Source organism: Streptomyces sp. NPDC007088, from assembly GCF_042869355.1.
GTDB lineage: Bacteria > Actinomycetota > Actinomycetes > Streptomycetales > Streptomycetaceae > Streptomyces.
Genome location: NZ_JBIAFO010000005.1, coordinates 15,546 through 36,838, shown reverse-complemented (window position 1 = coordinate 36,838; position 21,293 = coordinate 15,546). Strand labels below are relative to the sequence as shown.

General features: G+C 74.4%; 15 protein-coding genes and 1 pseudogene. 7 read left to right on the top strand and 9 right to left on the bottom strand.

Annotation, left to right across the window (positions count from 1 at the left end; translation table 11 throughout):
• The first annotated feature begins 77 nt into the window (after nt 1-77).
• Nucleotides 78-746, top strand: coding sequence for a TetR/AcrR family transcriptional regulator (locus ACFYMP_RS09790; protein ID WP_388853393.1), 669 nt, complete (start codon nt 78-80; stop codon nt 744-746).
• Nucleotides 747-906: 160 nt separating this feature from the next.
• Here ACFYMP_RS09790 and ACFYMP_RS09785 read toward each other — a convergent pair whose 3' ends face one another.
• Nucleotides 907-1,995 (bottom strand): Zn-dependent alcohol dehydrogenase, encoded by a 1,089-nt coding sequence (locus ACFYMP_RS09785; RefSeq protein ID WP_388853390.1) that lies wholly within the window; start codon nt 1,993-1,995, stop codon nt 907-909.
• Between the two features lie 315 nt (nt 1,996-2,310).
• Here ACFYMP_RS09785 and ACFYMP_RS09780 point away from each other — a divergent pair, with 315 nt between their 5' ends.
• Nucleotides 2,311-3,495: a type ISP restriction/modification enzyme gene (locus ACFYMP_RS09780; protein WP_388854249.1), complete on the top strand. Its 1,185-nt coding sequence runs from the start codon at nt 2,311-2,313 to the stop codon at nt 3,493-3,495.
• Nucleotides 3,496-3,915: 420 nt separating this feature from the next.
• Here the strand turns inward: ACFYMP_RS09780 and ACFYMP_RS09775 are convergent, their stop codons facing one another.
• Nucleotides 3,916-4,191: a hypothetical protein gene (locus ACFYMP_RS09775; protein ID WP_363148264.1), complete on the bottom strand. Its 276-nt coding sequence runs from the start codon at nt 4,189-4,191 to the stop codon at nt 3,916-3,918.
• 267 nt (nt 4,192-4,458) lie between these two features.
• Nucleotides 4,459-5,271 carry an SGNH/GDSL hydrolase family protein gene (locus ACFYMP_RS09770; protein ID WP_388853386.1) on the bottom strand — a complete coding sequence of 271 codons (813 nt, stop codon included), beginning with the start codon at nt 5,269-5,271 and terminating at the stop codon, nt 4,459-4,461.
• Between the two features lie 546 nt (nt 5,272-5,817).
• Between ACFYMP_RS09770 and ACFYMP_RS09765 the strand changes: the two genes are divergently transcribed.
• Nucleotides 5,818-6,924, top strand: a complete 1,107-nt coding sequence (locus ACFYMP_RS09765; RefSeq protein ID WP_388853383.1) for a DUF5925 domain-containing protein — start codon at nt 5,818-5,820, stop codon at nt 6,922-6,924.
• 31 nt (nt 6,925-6,955) lie between these two features.
• Here the strand turns inward: ACFYMP_RS09765 and ACFYMP_RS09760 are convergent, their stop codons facing one another.
• Entirely contained in the window at nt 6,956-7,330 is a 375-nt protein-coding gene (locus tag ACFYMP_RS09760; RefSeq protein ID WP_388853380.1) for a GntR family transcriptional regulator, read from the bottom strand.
• A gap of 104 nt (nt 7,331-7,434) precedes the next feature.
• On the opposite strand from ACFYMP_RS09760, the gene ACFYMP_RS09755 reads away from it, so the two are divergent.
• Together ACFYMP_RS09755 and ACFYMP_RS09750 are read left to right on the top strand one after the other, a co-directional pair.
• Entirely contained in the window at nt 7,435-8,370 is a 936-nt protein-coding gene (locus ACFYMP_RS09755; protein WP_388853377.1) for a GNAT family N-acetyltransferase, read from the top strand.
• Nucleotides 8,351-8,872: a DUF402 domain-containing protein gene (locus ACFYMP_RS09750; protein ID WP_388853374.1), complete on the top strand. Its 522-nt coding sequence runs from the start codon at nt 8,351-8,353 to the stop codon at nt 8,870-8,872. The genes ACFYMP_RS09755 and ACFYMP_RS09750 overlap by 20 nt, the downstream gene beginning before the upstream one ends.
• A 312-nt stretch (nt 8,873-9,184) precedes the next feature.
• Here the strand turns inward: ACFYMP_RS09750 and ACFYMP_RS09745 are convergent, their stop codons facing one another.
• The 3 genes from ACFYMP_RS09745 to ACFYMP_RS09735 all read right to left on the bottom strand — a co-directional run bounded on the left by ACFYMP_RS09745 (nt 9,185) and on the right by ACFYMP_RS09735 (nt 16,478).
• Entirely contained in the window at nt 9,185-10,399 is a 1,215-nt protein-coding gene (locus ACFYMP_RS09745) for a methyltransferase domain-containing protein (RefSeq protein ID WP_388853371.1), read from the bottom strand.
• A gap of 1,470 nt (nt 10,400-11,869) precedes the next feature.
• Nucleotides 11,870-12,838 carry a hypothetical protein gene (locus tag ACFYMP_RS09740; protein WP_388853368.1) on the bottom strand — a complete coding sequence of 323 codons (969 nt, stop codon included), beginning with the start codon at nt 12,836-12,838 and terminating at the stop codon, nt 11,870-11,872.
• A 37-nt stretch (nt 12,839-12,875) separates the two neighbouring features.
• On the bottom strand, nt 12,876-16,478 hold the full coding sequence (locus ACFYMP_RS09735) for a DNA polymerase III subunit alpha (protein WP_388853365.1): 3,603 nt from the start codon (nt 16,476-16,478) through the stop codon (nt 12,876-12,878).
• A gap of 174 nt (nt 16,479-16,652) precedes the next feature.
• Between ACFYMP_RS09735 and ACFYMP_RS09730 the strand changes: the two genes are divergently transcribed.
• Nucleotides 16,653-17,786, top strand: coding sequence for a DUF3533 domain-containing protein (locus tag ACFYMP_RS09730; RefSeq protein WP_388853362.1), 1,134 nt, complete (start codon nt 16,653-16,655; stop codon nt 17,784-17,786).
• A 98-nt stretch (nt 17,787-17,884) separates the two neighbouring features.
• On the opposite strand, the gene ACFYMP_RS09725 is transcribed toward ACFYMP_RS09730, so the two are convergent.
• Nucleotides 17,885-18,970 carry a S1 family peptidase gene (locus ACFYMP_RS09725; protein ID WP_388853359.1) on the bottom strand — a complete coding sequence of 362 codons (1,086 nt, stop codon included), beginning with the start codon at nt 18,968-18,970 and terminating at the stop codon, nt 17,885-17,887.
• Nucleotides 18,971-19,592: 622 nt separating this feature from the next.
• On the opposite strand from ACFYMP_RS09725, the pseudogene ACFYMP_RS09720 reads away from it, so the two are divergent.
• Nucleotides 19,593-20,252, top strand: a pseudogene (locus tag ACFYMP_RS09720) (aminoacyl--tRNA ligase-related protein); the annotation flags it as partial.
• A 78-nt stretch (nt 20,253-20,330) separates the two neighbouring features.
• Here ACFYMP_RS09720 and ACFYMP_RS09715 read toward each other — a convergent pair.
• Nucleotides 20,331-21,230 (bottom strand): S1 family peptidase, encoded by a 900-nt coding sequence (locus ACFYMP_RS09715; RefSeq protein WP_388853357.1) that lies wholly within the window; start codon nt 21,228-21,230, stop codon nt 20,331-20,333.
• Between the last annotated feature and the right edge of the window lie 63 nt (nt 21,231-21,293).

Below are 21,293 nucleotides of genomic sequence, written 5' to 3'. Positions count from 1 at the left end.
CGCCGCCTGTCCCCTCAGGCCGGGCGGCTCGTTAATTAGCAGCGCTAGTTTTACTGGGCGGTTCTACTATGTGCCGCATGGCCCGACCACGCAAGCCCCTGCTGAGCACCGGCCGCATCGTGGAGACCGCGTGCGCGCTCGTGGACGCCGAGGGGCTCGGTGCCGTCTCCACGCGCCGGCTCGCGGCCGAGCTCGGGGTGAGCGGGCCCTCGCTCTACAACCACTTCCGCACCAAGGACGAGATCCTGGAGGCCGTCGCGGACGCGGTGAGCGCGCAGGTCGACCTGTCGATGTTCGAGGAGGGCTCCGGAACGGCCGGGGACTGGCGCGGGGCGCTGCACGACTGGGCGCTGTCCTACCGCGCGGCCCTCGCCCGGCATCCGCACATCGTGCCGGTGCTCGCGCGCGGGCCGGGCCGCAGACCGGCCGCGCTGCGCCTGGCGGACGCGGTGTTCGGGGCGATGACGACGGCCGGCTGGCCGCCCGCCCAGGCCACCTCGATCGGCGCGGTCCTGCGCTGGTACGTCCTGGGCGCCGCGCTCGGTTCCTTCGCGGGCGGCTTCGTCGACGACGCGCGGGCCTATGACCCGGCCGACTATCCGCATCTCGGTCAGGCCCATCTGCTCGCGGAGCGCGGGAGCGCGGTGGACGAGCGCGCCTTCGAGACCGGCTTGCGGGCGCTGCTGGACGGGCTGGAGACGCAGTACGCGGCCCTCTCGGCAGAAGCCGGGCGGACGCGGGACTGAACGGGCGGCCCGGCGGCCTTGACGGGGCCGGGAGCGGGGAGGGGCAGAGGGTGGAGGCCGGAGCGGTGGTGGGCGGGCGGCGCCCCCGGAAGAGGAAGCGCCCCGGCCCGCCCCGGAAGGGCACGCCGGACGCCCCCCCGGGACACCGTCCGGCCCCGGCTCACTCCTGGGGGAAGACGACCAGGGCGCGTCCGCCGCGTCCCGCCGTCATCTCCGCGAAGGCGGCCGGGATGCCGTCGAGCCCGATCCGGCCGGTCACGAGCGTCCCGAGGTCGAGGCGGCCGGCACGGATGTGCGCGCCGAGCACGGGGACGTCCGCTGCCGGGTCGCTGTTCCCGTAGACGCAGCCGCTCAGGGTGCGGCCCCAGTGGAAGATCTCCAGCGCGTTGAAACTCACCTGCTCGGTGACGGGCCCGATGCCGACGACCGTGGTGCGGCCGCCCCGCCGCGTCGACTCCCAGGCCGCGCGGATGGTCGCGGCCCGGCCCACGCACTCGACGGCGACGTCCGCGCCCCGGCCGCCGGTCAGCCGCCGTACGTCCTTCGCGGTCGTCTCGGAGGCGAGCACGAACTCGGTGGCGCCCGCCTTCCTGGCGAGTTCCTCCTTGGCGGGGGACGCGTCCACGGCGACAACCGTCTGCGCGCCGGCGATACGCGCCGACTGGAGCGCGGCGAGCCCGACCCCGCCCGCGCCGAACACCACGACGGACTCCTCCGCCCGGACCCGCGCCGAGTGGTGCACCGCGCCGTAACCGGTGAGCACCGCGCACCCCAGCAGCGCGGCCTGGTCGAGAGGGACGCCCTCGGGGGCGGGCAGCACGCAGTTCTCGGCGACCACGGTCTCCTCGGCGAAGGCGGCGACGTTCAGCCCGGGGTGCAGTTCCCTCCCGTCGGCGCCGTGCGCGTGGACGGCCGCCGCCCCACTCAGCGCCTGTTCGCACAACCACACCTCACCGATCGAACAGGAGTGGCACCGCCCGCACGAGGGGGCCCAGTTGAGGACCACCTCGTCGCCGGGCGCGACCCGGGTGACGCCCTCGCCGACCGCGAGGACCGTTCCGGAGCCCTCGTGGCCGAGCACGGCGGGCAGCGGGATGCGCAGGGTGCCGTTGGACAGCGAGAGGTCCGAATGGCACACCCCGGCGGCGGCGAGCCGGACGCGCACCCGGCCGGGTCCCGGCGCGGGCAGGTGGATGTCGCGGATCTCCAGTGGGGCACCCACGGCGGAAAGGACGGCTGCTCGGACCACGGTCTGACTCCCGACGTCGCTGAGGTGAACGGCGGGCGCGCGGACCGCCGCCCCGCCGTACGCGCCGCGCGGGCACCGGCCGGCGGGCCGCGCGCGGGCGGTACGGGCCGCCGGGGAACGGCCTCGTCACCCGTCACCAAACTAGCGGCGTTAGTTTTCCGGCACCAGGGGCCCTGCCCCGTCAGGGGGCGGGGAGCCGTTTCCCGACCGGACCGGGGCTCCGCTCCCCCGCCCTCGCGGCCCCTGGGCCCACCGTCGCGCGCTGCCTACGATGCTGGGGTGAGCGATGAAGCAGCGCCCCTCCTCGACGAGCTGATGCCGTGGTCGGTGGCGGCGCCGAGGGCCGGCCGGGACTGGCCGCTGGCGGCCGACGAGGCCAGTCTGCGCAGGCGGTGGTCCGCCTTCACGGCGGCGGGACCGGCGGAGCGCGAGCGGCTGCTGGTGCCGAGCCGGGCGCGGGGGCTGCACACCGCCGTGGCGCAGTTGCCCGGCGGTCCGGCGGGGACGGCGCGGCTGGCCAGGGAGAACGGCCCGTGCCCCGATCCGGTCCTGGTGGCGCACGGCCCCTTCGACGAACGGTTCCTGCTGCCCGATCACCGGCTGCTGGACGCGGCGCGGCCGGAGCTGTGGCGGGTCGCGGACGCGCGACAGTGGTTCCTGGTGGAGCGCGGGCGGTCCGCCGAGGGCGAGTTCCCCGCGCTGACGGTGAGCGGACGGCTGCCCTTCGGTGAGGACCGCCCAACCCGCGTACGCCCTCTGTACCGCAGGCCGGGTGGCGTGGAACCGAACCTCGCGCCGGGGCTGTTGGCGTTCCTGTCCGAGCGGTACGGGGCGGAGGTGACGGCGCGGGACTTCGCGGCCTGGGCGCTCGCCGCCGCACGGCCCGGACCGGGGGGCCTCGCGGTACCGCTGCCGGACGGGGCGCCGGTCTGGGAGCGGGGCGTGGCGCTGGGCCGTGCGCTGCGCGCGGCGCTCACGCGCGGGGCGGGCGGGGACCGGCCCCGGCTGCCCGGCGGGAGGCGCCCGTACGTGCGCCGGACGCTGCCCCTGACCGGGCGCGGACCCGTGCCCGCGCTCGCCTTCGACCCGCAGGAGGAGGCGCTGCTGGTCGGCGCGACCGGCCTGGTCTCCCCGGTGTCCCGGGCCGCCTGGGAGTTTCGCCTGCGCGGGGAGCGGGTGATCGAGCGCTGGTTCGCCGAGCGGCTCCCGGCGGACACCGGGCAGGGGTCCCCGGAGACGGCCGGTGGGCTGGCGGCGCTCGGTCCGGCCGACTGGCCCCAGTCCTGGACCTCACAACTGCTGGAACTGATCACCGTCCTGACCCTGGTGGCCGAAGCGCGCGAGGGGTGTGCGGCGCTGGCCGCCGCTCCGGGGCCCACGCTGGACGCACAGCGGCTGCGGGCGGCCGGGGTGCTGCCCGCCCCGGCGGCCGCGCGCAGGCCCGCCTCCGTCCTGGACCACCTGGAGGAGGGGCCGGAGGGGCAGTTCGCCCTGCTGTGAGCGCGGGAGGGGCGGCCCGCCCCGGCACGAGGACGAAGGACGCGGCCGAACCACCCGGTCAGGGCCCGCTGGGGCGCGGGTCCCGCACCGCCCCGTCCGTTCCGCCCCGTCCGTTCCGCCCCGTCCGGTTCCGCCCCGAACCCGTTCAGGACCCTCGGGACGAGCCGTTCGAACAGGGCTTCGGGGGCCTGTGGCTCCGCGCCCCCGGCGGACGCGGCCCGGCCGGTGGCGCGTCCGGTGGCGGGGAGCCTCGCGTGCCCGGGGCCGCTGATCGGGTGTGCCTGCCGCGCGCGGTACGGCAATACACCCGCAGGGGCCACTGACGTCCGTGGGGAGGCGGACGCGGGCCCGGCCGCGGGCGGACGCGCAGGCGGGGGTGGAGGAGCGGGGAGGGACCGCGGCGGACCGGGTCCGCCGCGGTCAGTGACCGCCGAAGAGTGTCCTGCGCAGTCGCTTCAACGGCGCGAACAGCGACACTCTGCGCAGACGCGCCCTGCTGTTCGTCGCGTTGGCCGGCGGCGCCGGCACGCGCGCGGTGACCTCGCGCATCAGCGAGGTCGCCTCGGCCACGTCGCGCTGCGCGACGGCAGGACCGCCGAGCACCGCGAGATGACGGTCGAGACGCGAACTGCTCGCACTGCTTCCGCAGGTGATCGCAGGCACTCGCGGCCTGCTGCGGACCGTTATCTGTTCCATTTCACTCCCCACCCGTACGACAGGCACCCGGCCCCGGGCAGAGTAACCCTATCGTCCTCGCGCGACACCCGTGCATCCGCGTCACAGGATTTACCTACCCCGTAAGGGGGTTGACGACTACTCATGAGGTGAGGAGCATTGCGGGGCAAGAAGGTCGAAAAGGGGCATGTCGGCTTGATTCCCCTCGGCGGCGGGCGCCCGCCGCCTCCCGCGGGCCCGGCCGGCCCGGCGTCCGCCGAGGACGCCCGGACCGGCCGGACCCGGGGGTCAGCGAGCGGCGGCGGTGAAGACCGGGAGGTATCCGCCGGACTGCCCGGCCGCCTTCGGGTGGTAGGACTCTCCGATGTTGAGCAGGTCGAGACTGTGCAGCCACGAGGCGCCCGAGCAGATCTCGTGCCCGGCGAAACTCGTGCGCACGTCCCCGAAGGCGAAGCCGTGGTCGGCGGCGCGTTTGGCGGTGACGCTGTTGAGCAGGTCCGAGGCCCCGTTGATCGCGGAGCGCTCGGTCTCGCTCAGCCCCGCGACGCAGGTGCCGTTGAGCTGGTAGAAGCGCGGGTAGCCGAGGACGACCACGCGGGCCTGCGGGGCCTTGGCGCGGATCGCGTCGTAGACCTTGTCGAGGGCGGCGGGCAGCGTCGAGTTGACGTAGGACCGTGCGGTGTTGACCCGGGCCACGCAGGTGTCCGTGGACTGGAGCACACAGGTCGTCATGACGTCGGCGAACCCGGCGTCGTTGCCGCCGATGCTGATGCTGACGGTGCCGGTGGAGGCGGACAGGGGAGCGAGCTGTTTGGCCAGCACATCGCCGGTCACGGCCCCGGAGCAGGCCGTGAAGCTGAAGCTCGACGGCGAGTGCGCGGCGGCCCAGAGGGCGGGGTACGCCTTGCTGCTGCGCTTGCAGTCGCCGCTCGCGCTGTCGTACGAGCCGGAACCGACGCCGGAGGAGTAGGAGTCACCGAGAGCCACATAGCCGGTAGGCGCTGCTTGTTCGGCGGCGTTCGCGAGCCCGGCCCCGGCGATCGAGGCGGTGGCGGCGAGCAGGAGCGAGGACATGTATGCCGTGAAACGGGACAATCTCATGGAACCTCCCTTAGCAGGATTTCTGCCAGGACTGTGGTACCACCGTCCGGAGGGTGTCGGGAGTGTCCATGCCAAGAAGTTACCGGGCGGAAAGTTTCACCGGAGCCGGGTTTCAACTCCCGTTCGATGGAGTCGAATCGATCTCTCCCCGCCGGAACCAGGGCTCTCACCGGCCGTCTTGACGGTCCGGTTGTTCGGCGCACCGTGGAGGCCCCGTACCGGCCCGGCCGTGTGCGGCGTGCGCCGCGGGCGGCGGAAGGCCCGCGAGGTTCACCCGAACCGGGGACCCCTCGGCTGCCCGGAGTTCACGCTCGCGCCGGGTGGTCGCCCCGGCGGGTCCGGTCCGCGGTGGCGCGCGGGAGGAGCGGGCCGGCCGCCGTCCCGCCCCTCGGGCGCGGCGTTTGGGCGGTGCCCCGCCGTCCTCCGGTCCGGGCGAAGTCGTCGACGGCCGGGGGGTGTCCGCCCGGCCGGAGGTGACCATCCGCCGAACCGGGGCGACGGTGGAAAAAGGGTGCGCGGGAGCGTCCCGTGCCGGATCATGGCGGCATGTCCGAGAACCCGTACGCCAGCCTCCCGGTCCGGCTCCACGTCGACGACAGCGATTCACCGACGGACGTGGTCGACGCGTTGTTCCTGGGCCGTTTCGCGACGGGGGAGCAGCCCTTCTCGGTGAGCCGCCATGTGGAGCGCGTGAAGAAGGGGGCGAGTCTGCTGCCCCCGGAGGCGAGAGTGCTGCGCAGCGCGAAGGACGAGGACCGCGGCGCGGTCCTCGCGGAGGGCACGGGCTGGACGCTGCTGGCCTCGCGGTGGAGCCGGGGCGCCGACGTCACGGTCACCGCGACCAGCGCCGAACTCGCGGAGGAGGTCGTCGCCTCGGCCACCAAGGACGTCGAGGACGAGCCGGAGCCCAAGCCCGAGAACGTCACGATGGGCTTCTGGCACCTGTCGCCGCGCCGGGGCCCGCACCGTACGACCCGGCAGATCTCGGCGGGCACCTGGGAGCAGGTGCGGGAGAACTACACGGCGCCGGTCGCGGACGCGATGGACTCGCTGATGAAGCTGACGCCCGAGGACATCTCGGGACGGCTGCTCCTGCTGCACGGTCCGCCGGGCACGGGCAAGACCTCGGCGCTGCGTACGCTGGCCCGTTCCTGGCGGGAGTGGTGCCAGGTGGACTGCGTCCTCGACCCGGAGCGGCTGTTCAACGACATCGGCTATCTCATGGACATCGCGATCGGGGAGGACGACGGGGCGGGCGGCCGGTGGCGGCTGCTGCTCCTGGAGGACTGCGACGAGCTGATCCGCGGCGAGGCCAAGCACGCGGCGGGCCAGGCCCTCTCGCGGCTGCTCAACCTCACGGACGGGCTGCTCGGGCAGGGCCGCAACGTCCTGGTCGGGGTCACGACCAACGAGGACCTGGAGCGGCTGCACCCGGCCGTGGTCCGCCCCGGCCGCTGCCTCGCGCGGATCGAGGTGGGCCCGCTGACCCGCTCGGAGTCCCTGGAGTGGCTGGACGGCGCGGCCCTGGAGACCGAGCACCGGGTGGGCCGGGAGGGCGCGACGCTCGCCGAGCTGTACGCCCTGCGCCGCGGCTCGGGCCCGGCCTCCGTGCCGGGGGCGCGGGAGAGCGCGGACGCGGGACTCTACCTGTGAGCGACGTCCCCCGGAATCCCCCCGCCCGGCCTCAGTTGCCGTAGGCGGCGCGCAGCGCGTTCTCGACGGCCGCGCGGGCCGCCGTCGCGTCGAGGCCGAGGTGCCGGGCCCGTTCCGCGTACGCGGCGGCGGCCTGGGCGGCCTCCTGGCTCGCGGCGTCCCCGGCGGCGGCGACGAAGGTGCCGTTGCGGCCCCGGGTCTCGATCACCCCGTCGCTCTCCAGCGCCCGGTACGCCTTGGCGACGGTGTTGGCGGCGAGCCCGAGCTCCTGGGCCAGGCCCCGGACCGTGGGCAGTTTGTAGCCCGTGGGCAGCGCGCCGGACAGCGCCTGCGCCAGGATCGTGGCCCGCACCTGCTCGTACGGCGCGAGGGCGGCGTCATGGTCGATGTCGATCTTCAGGTTCACGCGGCGATTGTCCCGCACGCGGGGCGCGCACGGGGCGGGACGAGCAGGAGGGGGCGGGAAAAAGGAGGGGTGCCCGACGCGGCACCTCCGGTACCTTCGCGGCGATGACTCCTCCCTTTTCCGTACGTGATCTCGACCCGGCCTCCCCCACCGACGCCGAGGGGGTGACGGCTGTCCTGCGGGCCGCGGTTCCGCCCCACCTGACCACCCCCGAGGCGGTCAGGTGGTCCGTCGGCCACGCCCCGGCGGCGCAGCGCTTCCGTCTCCTCGTCGCGCAGGACGAGGAGGGGCTGGTGCTCGGGCGGGCCCAGGTGGGCCTCGCCCACGAGAGCCCGACTCGGGGAGCCGCCTTCTGCAACGTCTACGTCCATCCGGAGCACCTCCGTCGGGGCGTGGGCTCGGCGCTCGTACGGGAGGCCGAGAAGCACCTCGTCGAGGTGGGCGGCAGGTCCGTCTACTCCTGGGTCCTGGAGGGGCCGGGAAACCGGGCCTTCGCGGCCTCGTTCGGCTACACGCCCTCGCGTTCCGCGCACTTCCTGCGCCTGGACCTGACGGCGGGGCTGCCAGAGGCGGGCGAAGTACCCGTCGGCGTCGAGCTGGTGCCCGCCTCCGCCTTCGACGGGGACCCGCGTCCGCTGTTCCTCCTCGACGCCGAGTGCACCAAGGACGAGCCGAGCGACATCGGCATCGAACTGGACGACTACGCGGACTGGCTGGAGTACACCTGGAACCATCCGCTGCTCGACCGGGAGCTGACCACGGTGGTCCTCGTGGACGGGGTGCCGGCCGCGTTCAGCGCCGCGCACTCGGACCGGGTGAGCCGGTACTCCTCGGCGATGACGGGCACCCTGCGCGCGTACCGGGGCCGGGGCCTCGCGAGCCTCGCGAAGGCCACGGCGCTGCGCCGGGCGAGGGCGGCGGGGCTGACGGAGGCGTTCACGGGCAACGACATGGAGAACGGCCCGATGCTCGCGATCAACCGCCGGCTCGGCTACGAGATCGTCGCGACGGAGGTGCGCCATGTCCACGAACTCGGCTGAACCCCGAGGGCGGAGCGAGGAGGTGACCGTGGTGCTCACCAAGGCGGGCCGCACCAAGAAGCGGTACCGGGCGCGGTGGCTGTCGGACGACGGGGAGCGCGCCACGGTGCGCGCCCCGTGGTCCTCCCCCGGGACCCGCGACTTCGGCTTCGTCCGCTTCGAGCCGGGCGACGTGTTCACCGAGCACTACTGGCGCTCCGCCTGGTACGCGGTGAAGGAGGTCCGGGCGGCGGACGGCCGGCTCAAGGGCTGGTACTGCGACATGACCCGCCCCGCCCGCGTGACGGACCGGGAACTGGTGGTCGAGGACCTGGAGCTGGACCTGTGGGTCTCGGCCGACGGCACGCGCGTACTGCGTCTGGACGAGGACGAGTTCACCGGGAGCGGCCTGCCGCGAAGCGACCCGGAGGCGGCCGGCGAGGCTCTGCGCGCCCTCGGTCGCCTGGAGAGACTGGCCCGCGAACGGGGACCGGCGGGGCTGCGGGAGCTGGTGGGGGGCTGAGCGGCCCGGCGCGGGTCCGTGGCGCGAACGCGTACGCCCCCGCACGGTCCACGCGTCGGGGTCGGTGTCCTCGTGGAAGCCGCCCAGGTGCGGGGGCGCGGGCCACACTCGCCGGTGTCGGCGGGCCCGGCCGGGTACTCGGGGCGGACGGTCCCGGCGGTCGTGGCCGGTTGCCCGGTCGTCCACCGCCGTGGCCGTACCGGGCGTGGGTCCCGTCCGCACAGCGGGAGGAGACGGTCGCGCTCGTCGACCAGGAGGACACGGGAGGTCCGCCGGCTCTTGCGTTCCACGGGCGCCGGCCCCGCCGGCCCGTCAGGACGCGCCCCTCCTGACAGTCGTCTGCGGCAGCACCCGCGCCCGGTTCGGCACCGCGGGGTCGGCGGCGACCGGGTCGGCCGCCTCGTGGCGGTGGAGGACGAAGCGGTGGCCCTCGCGGTAGGCGAGGAGGCCGGCCCTGCAGTAGGCGATCAGGTCGGGCGGGAGGTCGGACAGGGGGTACCAGTCCAGTGCGGAGCACTTGTGGGGCTCCGCGTTGAAGGGTTCCCCACCGGCGCCGTACTCCGCTTCGAAGAACCAGCCGACGCGCGGGTCCCCGGAGGGCGCGGCGTGCTGCATGACGGTCGCGACGCGGAGGTCCTCGGGGCGCAGCCGCAGGCCCACCTCCTCCTCGGCCTCCCGCAGCATCGCCTCCAGGACGTCCTCACCGTCCTCGACATGGCCGGAGGGCGCGTGCAGGAGGCCGTCCGCGTACCCGGTGTTCGCGCGGCGGGCGAGCAGGACCTCGTCCCCGCGCCGCAGGACGAGGTGGACGTCGACGATCTCCTTGTGCCGGCGGACGGGGGCGGGCACGGCGAGCGCCGCGTACCGCTCGTCGTCCACCGGGCGGCCCCACAACCGGGCGTCCTCGCTGAGGGATTCGGTGTGGACGCGTTCGCTGAGCGGGGCGAGCAGGGCGGTGAGGCGGGCGGCGGGGAGGCCGGTGCCGTTCCAGAAGCCCTCGACCAGGACGAGCCGGCCGCCGGGGCGCAGCAGCGCGCACCAGCGGCGCAGCGCGGCGGCCGGATCGGGCAGGACCCACAGCAGGTGCCGGACGAGGACGACGTCGAAGGAGCGGGGCGCGAACGGCGGGTGTCGCGCGTCGCCGGTCAGGACCCGGGCCGCGGCGTCGGCGTGGCCGGTCCCGGCCAGTTTGGCGCGGGCCCGCCCGGTCATGCGCGGGGAGCTGTCGACCGCCGTCACCCGGTGCCCCGCCTCGGCGGCGAGCAGCGCGAGACTTCCGGTGCCGCAGCCGAGGTCGAGCACGTCGGAGGGCGCCCGGGGCAGCCAGCGGCCCATCCGCCCGGCCCACGCGGCCCGCACCCCGGGGTCGCGCAGCCCGTGATCGGCCTCCTCGTCGAAGGTGTCGGCCACGGTGTCCCAGTCGGTGGCGTGGCCCCAACGGGCCCCGGGGGCCGGGGCGGTGGTGGGAGGCGTGCCTTCCGGTGTGCCCGTGCCGTGCTCGGCGCCCCTCGCTTCACGTGCCGTCATACGTGGTGCTCCCCGTCGTTCCTCGTACCTGGATGCCTCGTCCGGACCGCTGCTCTCACGAGATCGTGCCACCCGCCACTGACACCGAGCCCCGCGCACGTCACACCTCGCGCTCAAGCGCGGCCTCCAGGGGAGGACCGGACGTGCGCCCCCTCGTGACGGCGTGCGCTCGGCGTGCTTCAGTCCGGGCGAGAAGCCTCGTGGGGCGCGCGGGAGACAGGGAGGCCCGGCCGGCCTCAACTGCCCCGAGCCGCAGGGAAACCGTGGACATATGCCAAGGGCATGAGAAGGTAGCGCTACGTCGTGGTTCCGTGACCACATCGCAAGTGCCGTGAGTCACACGGCGGGTGCGACGCGCCCACGGACCTGAGTCCCGGTCAGGCACTCAGGCACATGATCGATCACGACATCTCCGCTGATCAGACGAATCCGCCGGATGACGTAACGAGCCTTCGAAAGCTACGCACCTGACCCCTGGCACCGAGTGCCGGAACCGGGGAAGCGGGAGGGGCCGGTGGCGCATCCCGCCCCGGCGCGCCGTGCCGGTAAAGTCTTCCCACCACCTCTCGGGCCCCAGGCTCTCGCGCCTTTCCGGAGGACCACGGCAGTCGTGGGTCCCGGACGAAGGAGGTGGTTACCGATGGCCGTTGCGCCGGAGGGGCACTGTCGTTGTTGCAGCAGGCGTGACCCGTACCGCTGGGCGCGCTGGCTGGGGCCGGCTTACGCGATCTACCGGATCGTGCGCGGCGTCTGGCCCCTGTAACGCGAAATCCCCGACCTGACAGGTCGGGGATCGCTGCGCACCGCGGTGTCGCTGGGACACGGAGGCTCCACCTCAAACCTTGGCCAGGCGCAAGGGTGGGGCCTTCGTGCTGCGCGCGCACAAGGCTACCGGCCAGTACCCGCATCAGCCGCCCGGTGGGCGTGACACAGGTCACTAAAGCACGGACCCCCTTATGGTGCCCTGAATCCGCGGGGTTTTCCATGGCTGACCGCTAGTGATTACGTGAGCGGCCGTCACCGGCCCGGAGAACGCGGGGTCCGGGTGGGCCGGACACGGCCTGACCTCGGACGACCGGCGGTGAACAGCACATCTGAACGGAAGAGCCGGTCCGGTGCGGAAAGGCGCGGACCCCGTTCACAGGCAATCAGTTGTGCGCCTTTTCCCGACAACGAGCGAAGAGAGACGCGGCCCGTCGGAGCGGGACCCGCTCCTCCCGCCGGAACCGGTCTCCGGTCCCCGCTCTCCGGTCCCCGCTCTCCGCTCTCCGCTCTCCGCTCTCCGGCCTCAGCGAACCGGGGCGGTCCTCACACCGCCTTGCGGTGGTGGACGCGGTCGTGGCGGCCGTCCGCCCGGCGGTCCGTCACCTCGTAGCCGGGCCGGGGGTGAAGGCGCTGGTTCTCGTGCAGGAGCGCGTCCGCGCGGAACCGGACCCCGACGGACGGCGGCGCTCTCCACGCGCGTCTCGTTCAGGCCGCGAGGGTGCCCGGGACGATCGCGTCGGGGCCGAAGCGGGCGCGGGCCCGGTCGGCGGCGGCCTCGATGCGACGGGCCCTGTCGTCGGCGGGGTCGAAGGTGAGCTGGTGGGCGGCGCGTTCGGCGGGGCCCAGGCCCTCGGCGCGCAGGGCGAGGCCGCGGACCCGGGCGCGTTGCAGGCCGAGCGCCTCGTACAGGGCGTACGCGGTGGTGGTCAGGTCGGTGGTGTGCGCGGTCGCCTCGGGGAGCCTGCGGGTGCGGGTGGTCGTGGTGCGGTCGGCGTAGCGGACGGTGAGGGTCAGGCAGGCGCACACCTGATCCTCCTCGCGCAGCCGGGCGCCGAGTTCCCCGGTGAGGGAGAGCAGGGCGCGGCGGTGCCGGAAGGGGTCGATCTCGTCGCGGTCGAAGGCGCGGTGCGCGCCGATGGAGCGGGCGAGGGCGTTCGGGGTGACGGGGGTGGGGTCGATGCCGTGGGCGCGGGTGCGCACCTCGCGTCCGGCACGGGCGCCGAGGATGCGCTGGAGGGTGCCGAGGGGCGCGGCGGCGACCCGGTCCACCGAGTCGAGGCCGTAGGAGCACAGCGCGCGGGCGGTGGCGGCGCCGACACCGGGGAGGGCGGCGACGGGTTTGCGGGCGAGGTAGTCGGCGAGGCCGTCCTCGGTGACGGTCACGGTGGCGCCGGTCCGCGCCTCGCGGGCCGCCATCCGGGCGATCAGCGGGGTGGGGCCGACGCCGATCGCGCACTCCACGCCGTGCAGGGCGAGGGCGCGCAGCCGTACGAGCGCGGCGAGTTCTCCGGCGTCCCGGCCGAAGTAGCGGTGGGCGCCGCGCACGTCGGCGAGCGCGGTGTCGGGGGGCAGCGCCTGGACGAGGGGGGTGATGCCCTCGACGGTGGCGATCAGCGCGGGCAGGGCGGCCTCGGTCTCGGGGGCGAGCCGGAACCGTACACAGATCACCGCCATCGTGGCCTGGCCGGGGGCGTTGGGGGGATGGGCGTCCTCATCCGGCGCTCCCCTGGCTCTGGTGCCACAGTTTCCCGCCGGCCAGGGTGCGGCCGGTCGCGGCGGTGTCGGCGCCCGCCGGTTTGAGGTCGGCCCACGGGTTGAGCGCGAAGCCGGTGGGCAGGGTGATGCGGCGGGCCGCCGAGGGGGGCTCCCCGGGGACCTCGGCGAGCGGTTCGGCGAGTTTCGCGGAGACCGCGGCGAGCCCGCCCTCGGCGCGCAGTTCGAGGAGTTCGGCGAGGTTCCAGGCGACGGTGCCGACGACGCTGAAGCTGCGCGGCCCCCGGCGTTGCACGGTGCCGCGCACGAGCAGCAGCCAGGAGTGGAAGACGGTGTGCGCGCAGCGTTCGTGGCTGTCGTCGAAGAAGGCGATGTCGACGAGGCCGCTGCCGTCGTCCAGGGTGGTGAAGACGACGCGTCTGCCGGAGCGGATGGGCGGGGTCTGGGTGGCCGCCTTCGCACCCGCGACCAGGACCGTCGTACCGTGCGGGACCTCGCGCAGGCGGCGCGCGGAGACCACGCCGAGTTCGTCGAGGAACGTCTGGTGGTCGCCCATGAGGTGGCGGGAGGTGTCCATGCCGAGGATGCCGAGTTCGGCGCTGAGCCGTTCGGTCTCGTCGAGGTCGGGCAGTCCGGCGGGCGCGGTGCGGCGGCCCCCGGACAGCGGGAGCTGGGCTCCGTGCGAGGCGGCGCCCCGGCCCATGCGGTGCAGCTCGGTCAGGTGCAGCAGCAGATCGCGGCGGTTGCCGCCGAAGGCGTCGAGCGCGCCGACCTGGGCGAGGCGTTCGGCGACGGGTTTCGAGGGGCGGGCGCGCTGCCAGAAGTCGAGCAGCGAGGTGAACGGCTGGGCGGCGACGAGGCGTTCGGCCTCGGTCTCGCTCATTCCGTGCACGTCGGCGAGGCCGAGCCGCACCCCCCAGCGCTCCCGGCCGCCGGCCGCGCGCTCCCGGTCGCCGGCCGCGCCCCGCTCCTGGTCGTCGGCCGCGCACTCAGTCTCCTCGGACACCAGTTCGATACGGTGGGCGACCGCCGAGCGGTTCACGTCCAGCGGCAGGATCGGCACCCCGCGCCTGCGGGCGTCCGCGAGCAGCAGCCGCTTGGGGTACATGCCGGGGTCGTGGGTGAGCAGACCCGCGTAGAAGGCGGCCGGGTGGTGGGCCTTGAGCCAGGCCGACTGGTAGGTCGGCACCGCGAACGCGACGGCGTGCGCCTTGCAGAAGCCGTAGGAGCCGAAGGCCTCCACGATCTCCCAGGTGCGGGTGACCGTGTCCGCGTCGTAGCCGCGCGCGGCGGCCCGCTGGGCGAACCAGAAGCGGATGCGGCCCTGCGACTCGGGGTCGGACAGCCCGCGCCGCACCCGGTCGGCCTCGTCCCGGCCGCAGCCGGTCATGATGTCCACGAGGTCGATGATCTGCTCGTGGAAGACGACCACCCCGTAGGTGTCGGCGAGCGGCGCTTCGAGGTCGGGGTGCGGGAAGCGGACCGGGGCCCGGCCGTGCCGGGCCTCGATGAAGGGGCGCACCATGTCGGCGGCGACCGGGCCGGGCCGGAACAGGGAGATGTCCACGACCAGATCGTGGAAGGTGGCGGGCTGGAGCCGGCCGACCAGATCGCGCTGTCCGGGCGACTCGATCTGGAAACAGCCCAGCGTCTCGGTGGACTGGATGAGCCGGTACGTCCTCGGGTCGCCCTCCGGGATCGCGTCGATGTCGGGCTCGGTTCCGGTGGCGCGGCCGATCTCGGCGACCGCGTGGGCCATCGCGGACTGCATCCGCACGCCCAGCACGTCGAGTTTGAGCAGGCCGAGGTCCTCGACGTCCTCCTTGTCGAACTGGGCCATGGGCAGCCCCTCGCCGCTCGTGGGCACGACGGGCGTACGGGAGAGCAGGGAGGCGTCCGAGAGCAGGACCCCGCACGGGTGCATCGCGATCCCGCGCGGCAGCGCGTCGAGCCCTTCGACCAGTTCCCAGAACTTCGCGTACTTCTCGCGCTCCCCGGCGATCTCGGCCAGCTCCGGGAGTTCGTCCATCGCGGCGCGCGCGTCCCTGGCCCGGATGTGCGGGAACGCCTTGGCGATGCGGTCGATGTCGGCCGGGTCCATGGACAGGGCGGCGCCCACGTCGCGGATCGCGTGCCGTACGCGGTAGGTCTCGGGCATCGCGACGGTCGCGACGCGTTCGGGGCCGAAGCGGTCGAGGATCGCGCGGTAGACCTCGATCCTGCGGGCCGACTCGACGTCGATGTCGATGTCGGGCAGCACCGGGCGCCGCTTGGACAGGAAGCGCTCCATGAGCAGCCCGTGCTCCAGCGGGTCGGCGTGCGCGATGCCGATCAGGTGGTTGACCAGGGAGCCGGCGCCCGAGCCGCGCGCGGCGACCCGGATGCCCAGGCCCCGTACGTCGTCGACGACCTGGGCGACGGTGAGGAAGTACGAGGCGAAGTCGTGGTGGGCGATGATGTCCAGCTCGTGGCGCGTGCGCTCCCAGTACTCCCCCGCTCTCGGGCCCCGGTCGTAGCCGCGCCGGACCATCCCGGCGACCGCGCGGGAGGCCAGGGCGCGCTGGGCGGTGCGGCGGCCCGCGCCGACGAGGTGGGCCTCGGGGAAGCGGACGGAGCCGATGCCGAGGTCGTCCTCGGGGTCGACCAGGCATTCGGCGGCGGTGCGGCGGGTCTGCTCCAGCAGCTGGTGGGCGGTGTGCGGCGGGAGCCCCGCGGCCGTCACGATCCGTCCGGCCTCGTGCAGCATCCGGTCGCCGTCCTTGAGCCAGCGCTCCCCGCTGTCGAGTTCCCCGCGCGGGTCGATCGGTACGAGCCTGCGGGCCGCGTCCAGGACGTCGGCGATCTGGCCCTGGCCCGGGTCGGCGTAGCGCACGGCGTTGGTGAGTACCGGCCGTACCCGCTGCTCGGCGGCGAAGCCCACGGTACGGGCGGCCAGGCGCAGCGAGCCCGGTCCGGTCCCGGTGCGGCCGTGGTGGACGGCTTCCAGGCGCAGGGCGTCCCCGTACCGTTCGCGCCAGGGCACGAGCAGCCGGGCGGCCCGGTCGGGGCGGCCCGCGGCGAGGGCGCGGCCCACGTCGGAGGCGGGGCCGAGCAGGACGGTGACGCCCTCCCCGTGGTTCTCCTCCCACGGCAGCAGCGGGGTCCCCTCCCCGGCGTGGGCGGCGGTGATCAGCCGGCACAGCGTGGCCCAGCCGCGCGCCCCGTCGCGGGCGAGAAAGGTCACCCGGGGCGCGGACTCGTCGAGGAAGGCGCCGCCGCGTACCGGGGCGCGCCGCCGCGCCGCCCCGGGGCCGCGCGGGCCCGCGGGCGCCGGTTCGGCCACCGCGAGGTCGACGCCGAACAGGGGCCGCACGCCCTCCTTCGCGCACGCCTTGGCGAACCGTACGGAACCGGCGAGGGTGTCGCGGTCGGTGAGGGCCACCGCGTCCATGCCGCGCCGCGCGGCGCGGGCGGCGAGCGTCTCGGGGTGCGAGGCGCCGTAGCGCAGCGAGTAGCCCGAGACGGTGTGCAGGTGGGTGAAGGGCTGGGGGCGCGCGGCCCCGCTCCCGGTCGGGTCCACGGCGGAAGCGCCCGCGCCCTCGGGGTGCGGAGAAAGCGTCATCCGTACCTCCTCGGACCAGTCGTTCCCACCCCCTCGCCACCACCATAGACCACTTTCGAACGCTCGTACGATTAGCGGGTGCGGGGCGGCCGGCGCCCCCGGCGAGGGGCGGCCCTCAGCCATTCGGCCCCCGCCCACCTGCGGGAACGGGGCGGAACACGGAGCGTGGTGGCTATGACGCAGACCGCCGACGCGCCGTCCGGACGCTTCCGGGACGAGGTGAGGAGTGCGGTCTCCCCGCGTGCCGCACTGCTCGTTCTCGGCGTCCTCGCGCTCCAGCTCCTGTTCATCGCCTCCTACGTGGGGGCCCTGCACCACCCCGACGCCACCGACGTCAAGGTGGCGCTGGTCGCCCAGGACGAGCGGATCGCGCAGCAGAGCGCCCGCAGGATCGAACGGCTGCCGGGCAGACCGCTCTCCCCCCGGGTCCTCGCCGACGAGTCCACCGCCCGGCACCAGATGCTGAACCGGGACATCGACGCGGCCCTGCTGGTCGATCCGCGCGGGGAACGCGACCGGCTGCTCGTCGCGACCGGACAGGGGGCCACCGAGACCCGGGTGATCCAGGAGATCTTCGGGGAACTGGTGCGCTCCCACGACCGTGCGCTGGCCGTCGAGGACGTCGCCCCGGCCGACCCCAAGGACGCGAACGGGCTGTCCTCGTTCTATCTCGTGGTCGGCTGGTGCGTGGGCGGCTACCTGTGCGCCGCGATCCTCGCGATCAGCGCGGGCGCCCGGCCCGCCAATCTCTCGCGGGCCGTGATCCGGCTCGCGGTGACGGCGCTGTACGCCGTGGTCTCCGGGATCGTCGGCGCGGTGATCGCCGGCCCGGTCCTCGGCGCGCTGCCCGGGAGCGTGCTCGGGCTGTGGGGGCTGGGGGCCCTCGTCGTGTTCGCGGTGGGCGCGGCGACCCTGGCCCTGCAGACGGTCTTCGGGATCGTCGGCATCGGCATCGCGATCCTGATCGTCGTGGTCGGGGGCAACCCGAGCGCGGGCGGGGCCTTCCCGGCGCCGTTGCTGCCGGACTTCTGGCGCGCGATCGGCCCGGCCCTGCCCCCGGGCGCCGGGACTTGGTCGGCCCGCTCGATCGCGTACTTCCGCGGCAACGCGCTCACCGGGCCGCTGCTGGTGCTGTCCGCGTGGGCCGTGGGCGGCGTCCTGGTCACCCTCCTGGGCACCGCCCTGAGAGGGCGCGGCACTTCGGCGGGGCGCCATTACGGGGTACGGCGACCGGTGCCGGAGGGGCCGGGACAGGGCCCGGCGGGACAGGGCCCGGCCGGGCCGGGCACCGGGGCGACGGCCTCCTGAAGACCCGGCCTCCCGGCCGCACGCGGAACGTCCCGGTCCCCGAGGTGCGGGGGCCGGGACGTCCGGGGTTCAGCTCCGGGGCACGGGGAGCCGGTCGGTCAGCCGATCTGGGCACCGGTGGCGGCGAGCGCCTCGGTCACCGGCTGGAAGAAGGTCTCGCCGCCGGAGGAGCAGTCACCGCTGCCGCCGGAGGTGAGGCCCACCGCGCTGGAGCCCGCGAAGAGCGAGCCGCCGCTGTCGCCGGGCTCGGCGCACACGGTGGTCTGGATCAGGCCCTCCACGATGTCGCCGCCGCCGTAGTTCACGGTCTGGTCCAGGCCGGTGACCTCGCCGTCGTGCACCCCGGTGGTGGAGCCGGAGCGGGTGACGGTCTGGCCGACCTGGGCGTCGGCCGCGCCGGTGATCTGCTGGCTGCTGCCGTTGTACAGGTCCACCTCACTCGGGTGCGAGACGCTTGAGCTGTACTTGACGAGGCCGAAGTCGTTGCCGGGGAACTCGGAGGCCGCGTTGCTGCCCAGCGCGTTGCCGTCCGCGTCGGTCCAGTTGTCGATGGCCTCGGTGCAGTGGCCCGCGGTGAGGAAGGCGGGCGCGCCGCCGACCGTCACGTTGAAGCCCAGGGAGCAGCGTCCGCCGGAGCCGTTGATGGCGTCCCCGCCGGAGATGAAGGGCTTGAACTCTCCCTTGCTCTGCTTGAGCGTGGCCTTCGAGCCGAGCTTCTCCACGGCCGCCGTCAGCCTGGCGAGCTTCGCGCCCTTGACGGTGCGGTCGGCGGTGACGACGACCTTGTTGGAGACCGGGTCCACGCCCCAGGCGGTGCCGGGTATCGCGGTGGTCTGCTCGGCCACGGCGGAGCGCGCGGACTTCAGCTCGGCCAGGGTGTGCTGGACGACTCTCGCCCGCGCCCCGGCGGCGCGGGCCGTCCGCGCGGCCTTCTCGCTCGTGACGTTGACGACGAGGTGTTCGGCCTTCGCGTCGTAGTAGGTTCCCGCCGCCTCCTTGCCGAGGTGTCCGGCGAGGGTCGCGGCGAGCTTTTCGGCCTTCGGCGCGGTGAGGGTGTGCGGGGCGGCGGTGGGGGTCGCCTCCGCCGCGTTCGCGGTCTGGAAGGTGAAACCGGCCGCGAGCAGTGCGGCCACTCCCGTGCCGGCGACGGCGGCACGCCGCCCGGTGGTGCGTCGGTGCGTCACTTCACGTCCTCCTGTGGGGGGTTGGTCCCGGAAGCTGTGGGGGGGGCCGGGACCGGAAGGCGTTCGCACACGTCGCCATGGCGCAGGAAAAGCCGCGTTCATGCCAACGTGTGACGCCCACTATTGCGACGGCTCACAGCCGCACACAAGGTCGAGATCCGGCCTCGGCTTCGAACGGAGCGAACGCCTCCGCTCGGTGCCGTGCTCGCCGGTCGCACCCGCTCTGTTCACGGAGCAAAGCCGGAAACCCGGCCCCGGGCCCCTGCCGGGTGACCGCGCGTAAGGAGCAGACCTGGCCGGTTCTCGCCCCTCCCGCCGCGAGGAGTCCGTGACCGGTGTGCCACCGGCATGAGCAGAAGCAAAGGCCCCGTGAAGGACCTGCGGACGGGTGGGGGACGCGGACCCGGGGCCCGTCCCGGGGCGCGTCCGGCCCGGCCCGGCCTCCTCCGCGGGGGCCCGCGGAAAACCGGGTGCCCTCCCCGCGGCCCCCTTGCTACGGTCCCGGCATGAAGCGCGCTGCCATGATCACGACGACGCCGGAGAGTGTCCCGGCGCGCTGACCGCTGATCCGAAGCGAAGCCCCGGGGCGGGTGCCCCGGGGCTTTTCCGTGCGGCCACCCGCTCCTCACCCGAACCGTTGTGGGAGCGGTCGGTCGCGGTGCTCACCGAGGCGCTGGAGCGCTCGGGCCTGCCGTACGAGGCGGTGGCCGGGGAGGCCGCGTTCTACGGGCCGAAGATCGACGTGCAGATCGCCGACCCGGCGGGCCGGGAGTCGACCCTCTCCACCGTGCAGGCCGACTTCCACCAGCCCGCGCGCTTCGGTCTGCGCTACGTCGCGCCGGACGGTTCGCGGCGGCGGCCGGTGATGATCCACCGCAGCGTCCTCGGCAGTCTGGAGCGGGTGGTGGCGCACCTCGTCGAGGTGCACGGGGGCGCGTTCCCCGCGTGGCTGGCCCCGGTCCAGGTCCGGGTCCTGCCGGTGTCGGCGTCCCAGGAGGCGCTCGCGGGGGAGTTCGTACGGCGCGCGGTTGCGGCGGGTCTGCGCGCGGAGCAGGTCCCCGCCGACCGGGGCGGCCTCGGCGCCCGGGTCCGCGCGGCCCGCCTCGCGCCGTACGTCGCGGTCCTCGGGAAGCAGGAGGCGCGGACCGGCGGGGTCGCCCTGCGGCCGCGCGGGGGCGGGCGGCCCGTGCCGATGGACGCGGAGGAGGCGCTGCGGACGATGTGCGAGCACAGCCGTCCGGGCGCGCGACAGGAGCGGGGGCCCGGTGACGCGGGCGTCTGAGGACAGGGGTGCGGGGGTGCCGGTGGCCGCCGCGGACAGCTACCGGCACCCCGCCCGGACGGGCCGGTGTCAAGGGGTTCAGTAGATACTGACGCCGTACGCGCTCAGCGCCTCGGTGACCGGCTGGAAGTACGTCGTACCGCCCGAGGAGCAGTTGCCGCTGCCGCCCGAGGTCAGGCCGATCGCCTTGTTGCCGGAGTACAGCGGGCCGCCGGAGTCGCCGGGCTCGGCGCACACGTTGGTGCGGATCAGCCCGGTGACGATGCCGTCGGCGCCGTAGTTCACCGTCGCGTTGAGGGCGGAGACGGTGCCGCTGTGGATGCCGGTGGTGGAACCGCGCCGGGTCACGCTCAGTCCGACGGTGGCGTTCGCGGCGCTCGTGATGTCCACGCTGCCCACGGTCCCGTCCTTGGCGACGGAGGCGTTGGTGTAGCGCACGAGCCCGTAGTCGTTGCCCGGGAAGCTCGATCCGGCGGTGGTGCCCAGGGTGGTGGTGTGGGCGGAGTTCGACCACCAAGTGCCGGCGCCGTTGGTGCAGTGACCGGCGGTCAGGAAGTAGTAGGTGCTGCCGCTGCGGACGTTGAAGCCCAGGGAACAGCGCCAGGAGGAGGCGTAGATGGCGTCGCCGCCGGAGATGAGCTTGCTCAGGGTGCCGGGGGTGCGTTCGATGGTCAGGGCGCCCGCGTTGGCCCCGGCCGCGTCCTTGATCTTCTGGATCTCGGCCTCGCTGACCGTGCTGTCCGCGGTGACCTGGACCTTCTTGGTCTTCGGGTCGATGTTCCAGGCGGTACCGCCGATGTCGGCGGCGAGCACGGCGTCGCTCGCGGAGGTGAGCTGCGCCGTGGAGTACGTGGTCTCCTGTCCGGCCTGCGCGGCGGGGATCGCGAGTCCGGCCGCCGCGACGAGTCCGGTCGCCACGGCGATCAGCCGGGTCCGTCTCGTCACGCCGCTGCGGGGGGTGGTGCGCTTGATCCTCACGTGGTTCCTCCCAATTGGGGAATCGGGGGCCCGTCTGTGGGGTCGGGCCCGTGAGGCGCAGCC